The sequence below is a fragment of the Mucilaginibacter limnophilus genome, assembly GCF_004005815.1.
Taxonomy (GTDB): Bacteria; Bacteroidota; Bacteroidia; order Sphingobacteriales; family Sphingobacteriaceae; genus Mucilaginibacter; species Mucilaginibacter limnophilus.
This window is the reverse complement of the sequence record NZ_SACK01000001.1, coordinates 118,044-133,807: the sequence shown is the minus strand read 5'-3', so window position 1 is coordinate 133,807 and position 15,764 is coordinate 118,044. Positions and strand designations below refer to the sequence as shown.

The window sequence follows — 15,764 nt, the reverse complement described above, 5'->3', positions numbered from 1 at the left end:
TATAAATAGGATGATCAATTATTAACCATTATTTTTGCATACCTTGATCCGTTAGGGTAAGTAACCCGCACGATATAAAAGTTGCCCTGGTTTTGACGGGAAAGCGCCAATTGAGCAAATAGTACGCCCTGCTCATCAGTAACGCCACTTATGGTACGTTGCATTTGCCCCATCATATTATACAAATAGATAGTTACCGGTTCCTTTCTACCAAAGCTATCCAGTTTAATATTTACCTGCCCGTTTGTTGCCGGGTTAGGATACACCTGTAAATGGTGACTGTCGACATTAAACACGTTACTAACAGTAACCACCTGTGGCCTGGATACTTCCGCACGACTGCCGCGTGGCCTCCTTTTAATGCTCACCTCCCTTACGGTATCATCAACACTTACTACACGCAGGCTGGCTGCTATTTCCTTATCGGTTAGTTTTGATGAAGAGCTAAGCACTTTAAACAATATCGAGCTGTTTTTGCGCAACGTTAACGGGTTGCTTGCCGAAGGCAATGGCACATCGACAATTTTTAGCTTAGCGGCATCAGGGCCGGTAAGCACCATGCTTTTTACCTTAAGCTCGCCATCACCGTTGTTACTTAGTGTGAACAGATGCTTTTCATCGGCTTCGTCATTTATGTCGGTATTTTCAATTGCCGCCAGGGTCATTTTGGCAAGCGGCTCCATTGGCTCTTCATGTATCTTCAGTAAAGTTATCTGCGAAGTAAGATTCGGGTTATCATTCCAATTAAATTCTGATACATACAAATTACCTGATATGGTATCCTGTGCAATATCGAGCGGGTTACCAAAGGCTGACATGCCCTGCAAACCGCTGTTGCTTGAGCCGGTGTTTACTTTTATAATATCATAAATATGGTCATTACCATTCTCATAAGTGGTTTTAACCATTGAGCCGGGTTCCATTACAATGATATCTCCACCACCACTAAAACGACACACCATCAGCTTGCCTTTTAGTACGCCACCAAAGGCGTTGCTACGGTATTCAATTACCCCATTAGGTGAATTATTCAGGCCGAAATCATATCCTTTACGGTAATTGCTGTCGGCAACAATGGTTGGTAAGTACAACGGATTATCCTCAAAACCACGGTTTATTACATACTCGCCGCGCAACGGGTTGGGGTGTCCGTAATAACCAACCGGCTTTGCAGGATTAATGCGGAACAGCCAATCGTGCTGAACCTTGATGCCGTTTGCTGCCGGAATTGCCGGGCCGTGGTAGAAACTACCATCCGGCCGGCGAGTCCCGGTGACTGATTCTGGTGAGTTCCCCCCTCCTCCCGAACCGTTTGCTGGTACATACAACTGGCCGTTGCTATGCCAAACCAGATCGTAAGCATTACGCACACCCGAACCAAATATCGTTAGCGGTGAGCTGCTTCCGTAAGGATTATATGTACCGTCGCTCATTAAGTACGCCGTTGACGGCGCGTTATTTATTACTGTCAAATTAGCCGTAGTTTGCACATTAAGCGGCAGGGTAATACCGGCCAGCTTATGCACATCAAGCCGCAGCACTGCGCCTGCAAGCAGACTTTCATCGCGCATCCAGTCGTTATCATACACACCGGCCGAACTATTGCTGCCCTGGCATATATACAACGCGCTATCAGGGCCGAATGCCAGGCCGTTAACCAGGTGGTCTTTTGTTGATCGCGGAAGTTTGGTTATAACCAATTCTTCTGTTTGCAGGCTGTCGCCCGATAAGCGGGATATATTACCATCAAATGCCGGCGCAGATGTTAGCCCGCCTGATGAATGAGATATCCACAAGGTAATATTCGTCGGTGTTGAATGTGGATCGAATGCCAACCCTATAGCCGACCGGTTACCGTATTTTGTTTTAAGAGTGTTAATGGTACGCTCGTGTGTTAATGCCCCTGTGTTATGGTTAATATTGAAACGCTCTATACCACCATCAATGCGCAGGGCATAAAATTTATCGTCGGGGCCGATAGCCAAACTAGTGTATTGTTTGTTTTGTGTACCGGGAACCGGATCTTTAATAAATTGCGCGTATAAAAATTCAGATGAATCGATACTTGCAGCATCAGTTGTAAACTGACATTCGAACGGTGAAAATGATGCGCCCGCGTTTGATTTTACTCCGCTGGTCACCACAAATTTGTATATGGTTTGAGGCTCAAGGCTGCTACTTGGTGAAAAGCTGATCGCGTCTCCGCCACCTGTCCCCTGAACCGTACCGGTAACTTCGGTAGAAGTGTTATCAATTACCTTATATAATTTAACCGTCTCGTTGGTGATGGTATTGTTATCAACCCCACCCGGAAAACCGGTTACAAGCGGTATATGCAGGCTATTTGCCGCTATACTTACTGTAGATAAGCTTACTTTGGTAGCCCCATTAACCGGTGATGACGATACCACGTATGGCTTAAGGCTATCAACAACAGACAACTGCACCGCGAAACTTGCCGATGAATATTGCCCTGAAGTTGCTTTTATAACAGCACTGTAAGTACCTACCGGCAAATTTTTACTGGTGTTATACTTAAAGCTCACTACTGGCTGTTTGCCTATTTGCGCCTGAGTAAATGTTAGCCAACCGGTTGTAGCCTGATTATAGGTAGCAGTTACGTTATAAGTCGCTACGGCATTGTCAGAATTTCCTAACGCCAGGCTGAACAAATCGGTATTGGGGTTACCTTTTTTATACACGATATTTTGTGCAGCTGCGCCCCAGTATAAATACGGCCCTGCGCTTACCGGCACAATCTTCGCTGAGTTTATTTTGGTGTTTTTGCCGCCATCGGCATTGATGGTCAAATATTCATCATTTACTTGTACCCGCACAGTTGCCATTCTAAAACGTCCTATGCTGCCTGCCTTTCCGCTGGGCACAAAGCCCGATATAGCACTCACGCCTTCAACGTTCAATGAATGTATTTCCTGCGCAGCATTTACCGCCCCATCCCCGGCTGATACCGATACATCATATGTACCATTAGGCACTTTCATTTCCCAATAACCTTCTATTTTGGTTCCGGTAAAGGTGGTGGTTATATGATTTGCCTGCATGTGCATCAACGTAGCAAGCAAAATATCCTCGGGTGTATTACGGTTACGCCCGTTTTGTGAAAGGTTAAGCGCCGCGCCGGTCGATCTTCTTTTCCAACCATACTCAAGCCCTGCCCCTTGCTGCACATTTGACCGAGGGCCATACGCCTGTCCAAAGTCACGTATATAATTTACAGGCGGTATAGTCTGCTGATCCTGAAAGTTTATATTAATAGCTTGTTGCTGCAGCGGCTCAATTACATTTAAGTTGACCATAAATGATACAGGCGGAAAGCCTACAGGTTCGCAGGTAACCATGGCCTGGTATGTACCGGCAGGTAAATTTGAACTAATATTTTGTGCCCCAAAGTGTATACTATCTGCAGTGGGTGAAGGCAGCGTAAGCCAATCAGCCGGTGATTTGCTGATTGTATATTGCGGCAGTGATGGTACTGCCAGCACTTTCATACTCTGTGGCAAAACAGTGCCCCCTTTTATTACTGTAAAATCGATCTTTGGCGCAGATAGTTTAAAAGAAGGCTGCGGTGGTGCAGGCGACAAATTGGTAAGTGCAAAATCGTCAAAGCTATAGGTTACAGCCGTTGTTGCATTACGATGAGTTGCAAAAATACCAGCATATGTAAGGGTATCGGTAATATTTAAGCCGCTTAAACTTAATGTTTTAGTTGGATAACTGTTACCCGTGCTTATATAGTTAGTTCCGTCTGTCGAGTAAAAACCTTCAACTTTGTTCTGGGTAAAATCAACAATCATGCGCAAACGCACAGTTTTGGTATTCAGGTTAGATATTACGGCAGTTACACGCTGATCAGGGTTGGATGTGCCTGCCGCTGTGCTGCTCACATCGTTAAACTCTCTGCGCAGCTCAACTTTATTACCTGTAACACTTAGTTTAATGTAAGTTTTATCGCTAAGTCCATACCATAAACCAGCCTGTTGAGATTGTGTGCCGTTGTACGGGTTTACAACCTTTACCTCAATTTGTAACTTTTGCGGAGAATTAAGTTTTACCCCTAAAACATTTAGCTGATTGTTATTCGCCTGAAAATCTATCCCCTTATTGCTCACCAACTGCAGGCGGCCACCGGTTACGGTTATTTTGGATGGCTCATAACCGGGCACTTTAAGTACCGAAGGAGTACCATCTGCAGCCAGCCTGGTGCCGGAGTAGGTGTTAACTGTTGTAAATCCTGTACCATTGCCGTTTTTATCAACAATGGTATTTGGCACAGCGGCATTAAACCCTAAGTTATATGGCAAATTAACCTTGACAGCCGCACACGGAAGAGTGCTTATTGGCAGGCATGTATCCTGAATGGCTAAATCATGGTACACATTGAAGTTTTTAATTTCCATTCCGAATGCGCTCACGCTTAAAAGCATTACAACTACAGCAGTAAAAATCCGGGTCATAACTTTTTTATATAAACTGGCCTGTTTAAATGTGATCTCAACATATATAGCTTCGCCCTGTCACCAACATATAATATTGAAAAATTTTCAACCAGAGGTTAAAGACAACGCAATTTTACTGATTACGAGACACTTCCGGGGAGTGCGCAATACTCTTGTTGATAGGATTGTATAATGTCGGGAAATGCTAAAATGCTGTTGTGAATTATCTGTGTATTTTCATATTAAAATCTTACACAAATGGCACATTATGGTACACAACATAGGAAGAATTAAAACTTTCGCAATTTTTAACTCTTATTTTAGGGTAAATAATACAAAACGATAAGTTTTTATAAAAAAGTGTAAAATAGTGTAAATAACTTTCATTTGTAACTCCTAATTAACCATGAAAGACTTAAAAAACAATGAATGGCTGGTACTTTATACACGCTCGCGCTGGGAAAAAAAAATCCACCAAATGCTAAGCGAACAGGATATAAGATCCTACTGTCCACTTGTAAAAAAAGTAAGCCAATGGGCCGATAGGAAAAAAATCATTGAAATTCCTCTTTTTAATTCATATATCTTTGTAGAAGCTACGCCTTCGTTATATAACCGGATACTTCAAACACCCGGTGTGATCAATTATATAACCTATTGCGGGAAACCAGCTACTATAGCTAACGATGAGATAGAGCTGATAAAATCAGCTATTAAAGAACATAGTAACATTGAGGCTATACCTTTAGGCAACCTTCATATTGGCGATATTGTGAAAATAGTGGATGGCCCACTTTCAAATCACACCGGCGAGATACAAAAAATACAAGGGAAACAAGTAATAATGATTATTAAGTACATGAATTGCGCGTTAACCATTAAAATAAATCATAAACAACTATCACCTAAACCAGAATCAGTACTCTGTTAAATTCCGTTTGGCTATGCCAACAGGTGGTTGCTATTAGGCTGTAAATAATTCTAATAGAACTTACAGTATACTGATTTAAAAACTCAAAAACTATGGACAAACATTATGGCCAGATTGTAGAGCTTATAATCAGAAAAAAGGGCTACAGCATTAGTGAACTTGCCCGTTTAACTTATGTAAACCGCAGATCGGTTTATAATTGGTTTAACCAAAAATATCTAAAACCTGAAATAATTCATCGGATTGGTTGTATTCTGGATCATGATTTTTCAGTTGAGTTTCCTGAATTGTTTACCAAAGATGATTTTGAAAAAACTGAAAAGCATATTGACAGTGAGATCTCTTCTAATGACACGCCACCAATGGTTGCCTGGAAAGATAAATACATTGAGTTACTCGAACGTTATAACAATCTGTTAAGTAAAAAACTGCAAAACGAAACTTGATTCTTATACCCTGCACCTACCTGCAAAAAAGGCATCCTGAATAAACAGGATGCCTTTACAATTAAATCGTTTATCTTAAATGATAGTTGCCAGTTTTATGGTACCAATATTTTACTATACCAGGTATCATTAACATCCCTGCGGACAGAATTATTAAATATCTGCTTTTCTTCCCTACTAAACACATTTATTTCCATTGTCTGTTTTGCGTCAAGCGGCGTAACATAGATGTCAATATTGTACTTGGTTTGATAACGGAAAAAGTAAATTGCTTTATTTGACTCAACATCATATTCATTCATTTTTCCTGGTACACCGAATGACACATGACATTTTTTTTCACATTCAACAGTTAATTTTCCGTATCCGTAATATGACTCTTCCTTTTCAACCGGAAGTTTAGTTTTTTTACAGCCGCCCACAAATATTATTGTTAAAAATAATAAAGCAGGCAACATGCCTTTCTTAAAAATGCGCAGGTGCCCATTTGCGCCGGTGTTCGTCTGCAGCGAACGATCATAGTTTTTGATAAAATTTCTCATAGGACTAACTTTTTGATTTACAACAAATTTACACGTTTACCCATGCCAAACTTCCGTTATCTGATAAGTGTATAGCATATCGAGTAAATATGTCGACAAGCACCCTATAATTATATATTATTTCACACAAAGTGTATAAGTATATGAAAAAGCGGGAAATTAAATGGACGGCATTAAGCAACACAATTCGTTAATAATTAACTTTTTATATTATATTTTTGATAACATAAATATAAAACACTAAAGAATGAGCATTATTTTGTTAGTTATTATAATACTAATTATAGCCAATGCGGCTACAATTATTTACAACAAAACACATCAGCGTACCGAGTAATTATGGTGTTTAAATTAAGGATGACATGTGTAAATTGATGGTTTTAGATGATGATCCAATTCAACACCTCATATTCAGAAGGATGTTGAACCGGTATAAGCTGGCCCACGAAACTTTTTATAGCTATAGCGGCTATGATGTACTTAGCTTTCTATCAGCTCATAAAAAAGACACCTCAGAATTACCGGAAGTAATTTTTATGGACATTAACATGCCCGGATTAAACGGCTGGGCCTTTTTAGATAGATTTAAAGATCTCTATCCGCAGCTTAATAAATTAATTGAAATACATATTGTTTCATCATCAATTAATCCGTCTGAAATAAAAAGAACTGATATGTACGACTTTGTAAAATCATACATTGTGAAACCTATTACATCAGAACGGCTTGAACAAATATTAGAACCTCATTAGTTTCATGTATATTAAATTGAGTTATAATACCGTATAAATTGACAAACTAATAGTATTTATACACATATAAAAATATTTAACTTTGAAGTAACACTTAAAATCATGTAAAACAAACATTAATATCTACACACTAAAACCTATTTTTAACTAAACATTATGGAAAAACATCATGGAAAAATTATTGAGTACAGGATCAGGAAAAACGGCTACAGCATAAGCGACCTGGCAAGATGTACACAAGTAAACCGAAGATCTGTTTACAACTGGTTTACTCAAAAAAATCTAAAGGCCAGTATCATTTATCGTGTTGGATGTGTATTACGGCACGACTTTTCTGAGGAATTTCCTGAGTTATTTACTCATGATGATTTTAAGCAGATCTATCAGGTAAGGCAGCCATTTACCCAAAGGGCTAATGAACCTTTATTTGACGAAACTGAAAGGTGGAAAAACAAGTATCTAAATTTATTGGAAAAATATAATGATACACTCCTACATGTAATGTAACACTTAACCTTTCTATTTCAAACTGACAAAAAAACCGTTCAAATCGAACGGTTTTTTTGTTTTAAATGCGATGTGGCCTATGGTTACTCAAGTACTAGTTTTCTAATGGTGGTTACATCAGTAAAGTAAAGCGTTTTTTCATCTTTTGAAAGTGCCAGTTTATAAGGCCTTACATCGGCATCAAGCCCTACTCCATCCCGGCCATCAGGGAAAGCTTGATTTGGCCCGGCCAGTTTATCTAAGGTTTGATTTACCAGATTAAACCTGAAAATTCCTTCAAAACTGGCGATATATAAAATTTTACCGTATCTGGTAGGCGCCAATCCGGTTACGTTTGAAAAACTGAATTGAGCGCCAATTCTTGATACAATTTTTTCAGGGCTGATCTTATATAGCTGATTGCCGTTTGATACTACAAACTTGTCGCCGGTTCTGCATGTGGCTATATCTGCAAATTGATAACCTAATCCAACAGAATCAACTCTTAACAGGTACAGATCAAAATTCTTTTTATGTGGCTGAACCGAATATATCTGAAAATCAAGAGTAACTGCTGCATGATTAGTTAAATATAATTTATCATAGTAAGCATCATACGCCATACCTGAAAATTGATAATCTTCATTGCCCGGATTAGCTCTTACAATAGCTGCGGCGGCCGAGCCAGGCCTGTAGCTAATCAAGGTGGGACTAAACTCACCTACCTGTGTAAAGTTTATTGTTCCGTTTGTAGAAACGGCTATTTCATCGGGGCCAAATACAGTTACGCCCGGAATGGGCACGGTGGTAACTACACTGTCGTTTGTTATTTTACGAATGTTATTACCGTTAATGTCTGCAATGTAGATATTGCCGGCAGTATCAAGCGCAATACCATACGGGTTAGTAAATCGCGCTTCACTACCGGTTCCGTCATTTGTGCCTTCCTGATAAGATACACCGGCAAGCGTTGTTACTTGATACTGATCTCCGGTTGCTTCTGTTCTTTTTCCCTGAAGATCATCCAGCCTGGCACGCTTACATCCGGCTATTGCAAGTAAAAAAAGCAAACAAATAGCTGATAGTTTTATGAATAGTTTCATTGTTACTCAATTTATTTGTAAAAAAAGTTAGTGAGCTACATAACCAGGTAGGGTTAGTATGTTAATACGGTTATAATCCCGGTCAGAGAAATAAAGCATTTTATTCTTCTCGTCAAGGGCCAGTCCCCAGGCATATCCATTTTTGCCGGTAACATCATCTATAGGTAATATTGTAGTAACAATACCATCTTGAACCTTTTTTATAACGCCCTCGTCAGCAAGAAAAATGGTTTTACCATCGGCTGTTGCCACTATATCAGTTATATCATTAAATGGCCTGGCAGGGTAAATTACTATCGGTTTTATTTTGCTCACCTGCATACTGTTTGTAAGTTTATAGAGCTGCATGGTTGAAGCCATGTATTTAACACCGTTTTTACACGAAAAAATAGATCGTGGATATTGCGCCCCGTGCGATTGGCCATTGGCGTCGTACGTGATAAAAGTATCCAGCGGAAGCTTGATGTTAGGCATTTGAATATGCCTGGCCCAAAATTTACCTACCGATAAATAACCTGTAAACCAATAATAATCGCCGTACACTTCTTTAGTAAGCCCGGTAGCGGCCATTCTATCGGTTTGTTGGGTAAATATGTCGCCGTCGGGTGTATAAATTCTGCCAAATATTAAAAATGGTGAATTAGGCGAGCGGAAAATGGTATTTATCGTACCATTGTCAGACACGCCAACCCGTGCAGGATGATAAAGCGCTAACCCGTTTGCTCCTGCAGGCGTATTAAGTGTAGTTACGGTGCCAACATATTGTTGCGGGTTTCCATTTAGCGGTTTTACAACTACCTTACGTAATAAATTGTTGTACGTGTCCGCAACATATAAAATGCCGTCGGGCTTTAATTCAAGACCGTTGGGTTGGTTAAAGTTTGCCGCAGTCCCTTCACCGTCCTGGCCGGCCGGCTGGGCACCACCGGCAATATGAAAAACACTGTACGCAGGAACCTGCACGGCTGCGGCTGCCTTGTTTTCGCGGTATTCGGGCTCATCCATTTTACATGATGACAGCAGGCTGAGCGCCCCTAATGTGAATACTGCATGGCGTATTACTCTTCTCATAATATTTTAATTATAAAGCAATATTACCAACCCTATACAAAATATTGTGCATCTAAAAGTGAATGTGCGTTTATTATGAAGTTTAGTGAAACACCTTCATATCAATTGTTTACAAAAATTAACTTAGCACAGTTTTATACACTTTTAGACACAACAGCACACTTCAAAAGTTAAAAGATGTTCCTGAAAAGAAAGAATATATACATTTGCCGCCTCAGTTAACCAAATATAAACTGTTATGATGCAAACATTGCTAACCGCATTGAAACCTAAAAGCGAATTTTCTAAACGCATTAAATCACGGCATAAAAAATTTTGGAACGACCCGGAAGCCGAAATTATCCGGAATACTGTAATGAGTGCTGAGGATCCCATTGAAAAATGGAAAAACGTACCTAACTGGCAACGCAAGCTAAGCAACAAATACAACTCGCGTGAGTTTGCGAAAATGTACGGCTGTAAGGTACCCGATTTATATTGGAAAGGCAGAGATGTTGTTAACATCAATTTTTATAAACTACCACAACAATATGTTATCAGGCCTACCATAGGGCACTCGTGCAGCGCTGTATTTTTAATGGATGGCGATTATAATTTGTTTGATAAAACATATTACACGCATACTGAAATAATTAATTGCTTAAACTCATATCTGCAAGAAAATCCGAAACTTGAATTTTTGGTAGAAGAATTTCTGACAAACGAACAGGGCGAGCACAAAATACTTGATGATTATAAAATTTTTGCTTTCAATGGTAAAATTGCAGCTATACTGGTTATAAACCGCACAAGCCCGAAAACTGGTTATCAAACTGCCTATACTGAAGACTGGATACAAACCGAATCATTGGTAAACAGCTATCCTGAAGGAATACATCAGCAGCCGCCGGCTTGCCTGGATGAAATGATAGCAGATGTAAAGAAACTGAGCAAAGCTTATGAAATATTTGTACGTGTTGATTATTATGCAACCAGCAAAGGCGCTGTGTTTGGCGAATTTTCTCCAACACCAAGCAGGGGTAACAGTTCCACCTCTTATGCCAGCAAGCTATTTACATCCTATTGGAAAAAATACTGCGACGGTATGATATAACATTAATTTATTTAAAAGTATCAGCATTTACCAGAAAATGAATTCCGGACTTAATAAGGTTTATTTGGTTGGGTACGTAACCCGCGAACCTCGTTGGCACCACTTCAAAAACAACCGCTATTTGTGTTTTACCATAGCTACGGCCGAGGTAATAAAATCACAAAGCGGAATCAACAACCATGAAGAGTTGCATAACATAAAAATAGAGGCAGATAAGATGTCACATGAGAGGCACTTTCCAAGCCGCGGAGATATGGTTTATATTCAAGGAAAGCTTCATACTTATTCGTTTGTTGATGAAAGTAACGTTAAGCGTTATAAAACGGACGTAATGGTAATAAATATTGAGCCTTTTAAACCATAAATTTCAATAAAACATAGCATTTTAATTAAGGTACAATGCCTGCGGAATTCCGCAGGCATTGCTTTTTATGGCAATATGGTGTCTTTGATATTTTCAAGTATGCCGCCGTCTGCAGCTCCTGTCATCTGCTGTTGTTGGGCATAGCCTTTAACATCAGGCGGGCCGAGATTAGGCTCCTGACCCATTGGCTGGGCATAGATATACTTAAACTCGCCTTTTCCATCAATAGACGGCCCGCTGGCCCAGCGTGCATCCGGTGCGGGCGGCTGCTCGATATTAGTGGAAACAAAAGCATACTCAAATTCACGCACCTGGTTTTCCATTGGAAAAGTATTTGGTATAGGTAAGTTTGCGTTAACACCACCCAAATCTTCAATTACAGCAAGCCATTGATTTTGGTGCATGGTATCACGCGCAATAAGAAATGCCAGCATATCTTTCATGCCTGCATCGTCAGTGAGTTCCCAAAGCCTTGTTGCAAGTACACGCCCGGTTGATTCGGCCATTACGTTTGCATACATATCAGCAGCAATATTACCGCTGCCAACTACCCACGAGCCGTTAAACGGCACACCATTACTATCAACTGCCATAGCCGCCAAGCCCGATGAAAGTACATGCCGCGGATCCATTCCGCCTAAAATACTGCTAACAATAGGATTTTCACCAGCAACTTTGTCTTTTAGTTCGTGGGTAGCACCTTCAAGATTTAGGGCCACAGCAGTGCTCAGCATTTCTATGTGTGATATTTCCTCGGTACCGGTATCAAGCAGCATATCGCGATATTTAGTTGGCCCACGATTACCCCATGCCTGAAATAAATACTGCAAACATACTCTGATTTCACCCTCAATGCCTCCAATTGCCTGTTGAAGCAACTTTGCAAACGCCGGATTAGGCTTCTCTACACGTACCTCGTACTGTAGTTTCTTGTCGTGATAGAACATACTTATTGGTTTAAATGATAAATAAAAATTCACAATCAGTTATTAACCTAACGGCATGAATTAAGCACGCTATATTTAAACGCACAGGTGAGGAGCTTCTAATAATGTATAATTAATACACTTATAGAACTGCAATCAGAGTTTAATGTTTTTCCTTTAGAGAAATATTTTTAATTACAGATTTTATAATTAACAACAGTTAAACCACAATTAAACAAGAAATTTATTATAAGGCAGTCGCCATTTTAGTTACTTCTAAAGACGTCAGCATAACAACACGGGAAGCAATAATTTCTGTTTTATAACGACGGATATTTTGCAAATCTGTAAATGATTCGGTATGGATTTTCCCTTCAACATGTACTGTTTGATCTTTAAATAATTCAAAAGATAGTATTGATGATGGTACTTTTATATAATGTGTTTCAAAATGATCGACCATTTTTCCGTTACCCGGATACTGTTCATGTGTAACCAGTTGAAAACAAACCATATCATGGTAACATGTATTTTTATGAAACCTGGGATCTTTTACAATAGTTCCGGCCAGGAACACTCTGTTAATACCACTATTACTAAACATCGGATAATTAATTAAATTAATAAAATCAAGCAAAAATAAAAGTGTATTAATAGCCTAAAACTATTTACATAGAGGGCTTAGTAATGCGTAGCAGCCAAAATAACTTCCGATTGCTAACGCTTGCATGCAAACACTATGGTTGTAAAAGTAAGACGTTGAAAAAATGACCAATAAGTATAAATACTGTATTAAACACGCTATAAATACTAAAATTATAGTTTTAATTTAAAACATCAACCAATACATCCTAATAAAGCGAAATAAATAAACCTTTAGTTAATAATCTTATTACGTATAGCGTATCTGATTAAAGCAGCAGTGTTAGCCGTTCCGGTTTTCTGAAGCATGTTTTTACGGTATCCCTCGACAGTACGTTTACTGGTAAACAATTTGGATGCAATTTCTTCATTAGTTAAGCCCTGTGCTATTAGTTCAAGGGCTTCGAGCTCGCGCTCCGAAAACTCAACATGGTGATTATTATCAAACTCAGGGACATTTGGTAAGTACAGCAACCTGTCTAACAACCGTAATGACAGCTCTATACATAGATAACGCGCGTTGGTATAAACATGCTGTATAGCAAACAGCATTTCCTCAGCAGTAACATTTTTAAGCAAATAACCTGAAGCACCTGATTTAAATGCCTTTATTACGTGCTTTTCGCTATCGAGCATGGTTAGCACAACAATTTTTATATCCGGATACAATAGCTTTACTTGTTCACTAAGTTCGAAGCCGTTTGAACCAGGCATATTTATATCAGTCAATAAAATATCAACTTCAGTACCTGATTTTAACAATTGTATTGTTTCTGTTGCATTTACAGCCTCACCGGTTACATTTAAATTTGTTTGTTTTTCCAGTAAGCTTTTAATGCCATTACGTACTACATTATGATCTTCAGCCAATAAGATGTTTATCATAGAAAAATATTTAGCACAATAAAAGGCAATCAATAAACTGAATGCTCAAACTTTATATCGGCTATAAGGAGGGAATGTACTTAAAAATCAGTTAAACCTTAAAATAAGAATTAAATTGAGTGTTTACACTCTTATTATTATATAATTATTTAAAACGGTATCGTAACAGTAACCATAGTTCCGTTATCATTTCCTTCGCTTAATGTTAAACTTCCATTAAGCAACTTAATTTTAGCCTTAATCAAGGTAAGGCCAACACCGTTTGTTTTGTTTGAAAGGGTTATACCACACCCGTTATCTTTAATAACTATAACGATATTTTTGTTATTTGTATATATCGAAAAGTCAGTTTTTGTTGCTTTAGCATGTTTAACCACATTGGTAAGTAATTCCTGTACAGTTCTGTAAATGGTTAATTGAAGGTATTTATCTAATTCTTTTGGTGGTAATTGTATGCTATAATTCAGTATAAAACTATCTTGAAATTGCTTGCATACCTCATCAATTGCAGCAGTTAAGCCAAACTCTTCAAATACAGCCGGCACTAATTCATGCGAGATGTTACGGATTTCGGTGATGGCTTCACTTAATAACCTATCGGTGTATGCTTTGTCTTTTTTAAATTCATCAGGGTTATCAGTTGCCTGTTCAAGTGTAAGATGAGCAAGACTGATGCGTACGCCATATAACAGCTGCCCCAAGCCGTTGTGCAAATTTTCAGCTATGCGGCGGCGTTCCTCTTCCTGTGTATCAAGTGTGATACGAAATATCTTTTTCTGTTGTTCCTTTTCGATTCTCCGCAAGCGTTGCTCTGCCCGTTTTCGCTCAGTTATATCAGTAGTATTAGTAATTACCCCATCGCCCAGTTTAACTACTGACTGGTAAAACCATCCGTTAAATTGTTCGTGTACATATTTCTTTTCATATTGTTGGGGCACACCGGTTTCAGTAACCTTTATCAGGTTATTAAAAATGCCTGTTGCTACTACACCGGGGTTGTTTTGTAACAAGCTTTTGCCAATCACATCTCCATAAATTTGTTCGGATGCATGATTGTTAAGCACCCATACAAAATCTGTAATTTTACCATCTTCATCCCTTATAGCCTTAAACACCTGGATCATTTCAGATGAGCTATCAAGCGTTGCCTGCAGTAAATCATGGCTTTCCTTAAGTTCTGCTGTTCTTTTATGTACTTCGTTTTCAAGTTGAGTAAGATGCTGCAGTTCAGCTTTGCGTAAGGCGGCTTCGGCACGTTTGCGGGCATTAATATCAATTGCAAACTCTACAATTGTGCCGTCGCCTAGTTTACGGGCTGCAAACAACATCCACGAGCGTTTGCCGTCTTTTGAAAGATATTCTTTTTCTGATGCCTGGATGTGCCCGGTATCTGATAGTTGCTTCTCAAGTACTTCACAGGTTGGGAGCCAATCGGGCGGTGTTATGGTTCGCCAGCTTATGTTACCTGATGCAATATCGTTTTTTGTCCAGCCCATACTTTCAATAAAAACGTCATTGGCATCAATCAGCACACCTTCATTGTTAAAAAACAGCACTGATACAGCGCCCGTTTCTATTATCTCACGTGTACGCGCTTCGCTTTTACGTAAAGCTAATTCTACATTTTTACGTTCAGTAATATCATAAGTAAGTGCTACAAATCTGTCTCCGTTAAGCGGAAAAGCCCTAACATTTATCCAGCCGTTTTTAGCAGGCCAATTAGTTTCAAAATGTACAGGCTGGCCTGTATCAAGTACTTTGTTGAATAGTTGCATTGATTTAACATCCGGATAAAGGGGCGACTCGCTGCGCAGCTTCCCAATCATCTGGTTACGGGAAAGGCCAGTCAACTGTTCCTGGGCTTTATTTACCTCGAGCCAGTAATAATCAACCAACTGCCCGTCAGCATTGCGCACAGCCAGGCATAACGCAAGTGCTTCATCCATACTTTCACAAATCAACCGGTATTTCTCCTCGCTTTCACTCAATGCTTTTTCAGCATTTGCTATTTCCTGCTTCAACACTAGTTTTGCTTGCCGACGACTTGCCATTATATAAACATATAT

Annotated in this window: 14 protein-coding genes; 6 read left to right on the top strand and 8 right to left on the bottom strand. The window is 39.3% G+C overall.

Annotation, left to right across the window (positions count from 1 at the left end; all coding sequences use genetic code 11):
* Positions 1–14: 14 nt before the first annotated feature.
* Complete coding sequence (locus tag EOD41_RS00520; protein WP_127702835.1) at positions 15–4,475, bottom strand: Ig-like domain-containing protein; 4,461 nt, start codon at positions 4,473–4,475, stop codon at positions 15–17.
* A 388-nt stretch (positions 4,476–4,863) separates the two neighbouring features.
* Between EOD41_RS00520 and EOD41_RS00515 the strand changes: the two genes are divergently transcribed.
* Entirely contained in the window at positions 4,864–5,388 is a 525-nt protein-coding gene (locus EOD41_RS00515) for a UpxY family transcription antiterminator (protein ID WP_127702834.1), read from the top strand.
* Positions 5,389–5,480: 92 nt separating this feature from the next.
* Complete coding sequence (locus tag EOD41_RS00510) at positions 5,481–5,834, top strand: helix-turn-helix domain-containing protein (protein WP_127702833.1); 354 nt, start codon at positions 5,481–5,483, stop codon at positions 5,832–5,834.
* Positions 5,835–5,929: 95 nt separating this feature from the next.
* Here the strand turns inward: EOD41_RS00510 and EOD41_RS00505 are convergent, their stop codons facing one another.
* Positions 5,930–6,376, bottom strand: coding sequence for a hypothetical protein (locus EOD41_RS00505; RefSeq protein WP_127702832.1), 447 nt, complete (start codon positions 6,374–6,376; stop codon positions 5,930–5,932).
* A 362-nt stretch (positions 6,377–6,738) separates the two neighbouring features.
* On the opposite strand from EOD41_RS00505, the gene EOD41_RS00500 reads away from it, so the two are divergent.
* A complete protein-coding gene (locus tag EOD41_RS00500) occupies positions 6,739–7,128 on the top strand; it encodes a response regulator (RefSeq protein ID WP_127702831.1) in 390 nt (129 codons plus the stop codon).
* A gap of 156 nt (positions 7,129–7,284) precedes the next feature.
* Complete coding sequence (locus EOD41_RS00495; RefSeq protein ID WP_127702830.1) at positions 7,285–7,635, top strand: helix-turn-helix transcriptional regulator; 351 nt, start codon at positions 7,285–7,287, stop codon at positions 7,633–7,635.
* Between the two features lie 83 nt (positions 7,636–7,718).
* On the opposite strand, the gene EOD41_RS00490 is transcribed toward EOD41_RS00495, so the two are convergent.
* Together EOD41_RS00490 and EOD41_RS00485 are read right to left on the bottom strand one after the other, a co-directional pair.
* Positions 7,719–8,717 (bottom strand): NHL repeat-containing protein, encoded by a 999-nt coding sequence (locus tag EOD41_RS00490; RefSeq protein WP_127702829.1) that lies wholly within the window; start codon positions 8,715–8,717, stop codon positions 7,719–7,721.
* Positions 8,718–8,744: 27 nt separating this feature from the next.
* Complete coding sequence (locus EOD41_RS00485; RefSeq protein WP_127702828.1) at positions 8,745–9,788, bottom strand: hypothetical protein; 1,044 nt, start codon at positions 9,786–9,788, stop codon at positions 8,745–8,747.
* 238 nt (positions 9,789–10,026) lie between these two features.
* Here EOD41_RS00485 and EOD41_RS00480 point away from each other — a divergent pair, with 238 nt between their 5' ends.
* The gene (locus EOD41_RS00480) at positions 10,027–10,881 is read left to right on the top strand and encodes an ATP-grasp fold amidoligase family protein (RefSeq protein WP_127702827.1); all 855 of its coding nucleotides are present in this window, start codon (positions 10,027–10,029) and stop codon (positions 10,879–10,881) included.
* Between the two features lie 37 nt (positions 10,882–10,918).
* On the top strand, positions 10,919–11,245 hold the full coding sequence (locus EOD41_RS00475; RefSeq protein ID WP_127702826.1) for a single-stranded DNA-binding protein: 327 nt from the start codon (positions 10,919–10,921) through the stop codon (positions 11,243–11,245).
* 65 nt (positions 11,246–11,310) lie between these two features.
* Here the strand turns inward: EOD41_RS00475 and EOD41_RS00470 are convergent, their stop codons facing one another.
* The 4 genes from EOD41_RS00470 to EOD41_RS00455 all read right to left on the bottom strand — a co-directional run bounded on the left by EOD41_RS00470 (position 11,311) and on the right by EOD41_RS00455 (position 15,749).
* Positions 11,311–12,192, bottom strand: coding sequence for a manganese catalase family protein (locus tag EOD41_RS00470; protein WP_127702825.1), 882 nt, complete (start codon positions 12,190–12,192; stop codon positions 11,311–11,313).
* Between the two features lie 226 nt (positions 12,193–12,418).
* Positions 12,419–12,775 carry a single-stranded DNA-binding protein gene (locus tag EOD41_RS00465; RefSeq protein WP_127702824.1) on the bottom strand — a complete coding sequence of 119 codons (357 nt, stop codon included), beginning with the start codon at positions 12,773–12,775 and terminating at the stop codon, positions 12,419–12,421.
* 272 nt (positions 12,776–13,047) lie between these two features.
* Positions 13,048–13,698 (bottom strand): response regulator transcription factor, encoded by a 651-nt coding sequence (locus EOD41_RS00460; protein WP_127702823.1) that lies wholly within the window; start codon positions 13,696–13,698, stop codon positions 13,048–13,050.
* Positions 13,699–13,847: 149 nt separating this feature from the next.
* Positions 13,848–15,749, bottom strand: a complete 1,902-nt coding sequence (locus EOD41_RS00455) for a PAS domain-containing sensor histidine kinase (protein WP_127702822.1) — start codon at positions 15,747–15,749, stop codon at positions 13,848–13,850.
* Positions 15,750–15,764: the final 15 nt, after the last annotated feature.

What these genes read in the sequence shown, in the direction of transcription:
- EOD41_RS00520 (WP_127702835.1), bottom strand. Translation starts at nt 4,475, where the DNA reads ATGACCCGGATTTTTACTGCTGTAGTTGTAATGCTTTTAAGCGTGAGC.
- EOD41_RS00515 (WP_127702834.1), top strand. Translation starts at nt 4,864, where the DNA reads ATGAAAGACTTAAAAAACAATGAATGGCTGGTACTTTATACACGCTCG.
- EOD41_RS00510 (WP_127702833.1), top strand. Translation starts at nt 5,481, where the DNA reads ATGGACAAACATTATGGCCAGATTGTAGAGCTTATAATCAGAAAAAAG.
- EOD41_RS00505 (WP_127702832.1), bottom strand. Translation starts at nt 6,376, where the DNA reads ATGAGAAATTTTATCAAAAACTATGATCGTTCGCTGCAGACGAACACC.
- EOD41_RS00500 (WP_127702831.1), top strand. Translation starts at nt 6,739, where the DNA reads ATGTGTAAATTGATGGTTTTAGATGATGATCCAATTCAACACCTCATA.
- EOD41_RS00495 (WP_127702830.1), top strand. Translation starts at nt 7,285, where the DNA reads ATGGAAAAACATCATGGAAAAATTATTGAGTACAGGATCAGGAAAAAC.
- EOD41_RS00490 (WP_127702829.1), bottom strand. Translation starts at nt 8,717, where the DNA reads ATGAAACTATTCATAAAACTATCAGCTATTTGTTTGCTTTTTTTACTT.
- EOD41_RS00485 (WP_127702828.1), bottom strand. Translation starts at nt 9,788, where the DNA reads ATGAGAAGAGTAATACGCCATGCAGTATTCACATTAGGGGCGCTCAGC.
- EOD41_RS00480 (WP_127702827.1), top strand. Translation starts at nt 10,027, where the DNA reads ATGATGCAAACATTGCTAACCGCATTGAAACCTAAAAGCGAATTTTCT.
- EOD41_RS00475 (WP_127702826.1), top strand. Translation starts at nt 10,919, where the DNA reads ATGAATTCCGGACTTAATAAGGTTTATTTGGTTGGGTACGTAACCCGC.
- EOD41_RS00470 (WP_127702825.1), bottom strand. Translation starts at nt 12,192, where the DNA reads ATGTTCTATCACGACAAGAAACTACAGTACGAGGTACGTGTAGAGAAG.
- EOD41_RS00465 (WP_127702824.1), bottom strand. Translation starts at nt 12,775, where the DNA reads ATGTTTAGTAATAGTGGTATTAACAGAGTGTTCCTGGCCGGAACTATT.
- EOD41_RS00460 (WP_127702823.1), bottom strand. Translation starts at nt 13,698, where the DNA reads ATGATAAACATCTTATTGGCTGAAGATCATAATGTAGTACGTAATGGC.
- EOD41_RS00455 (WP_127702822.1), bottom strand. Translation starts at nt 15,749, where the DNA reads ATGGCAAGTCGTCGGCAAGCAAAACTAGTGTTGAAGCAGGAAATAGCA.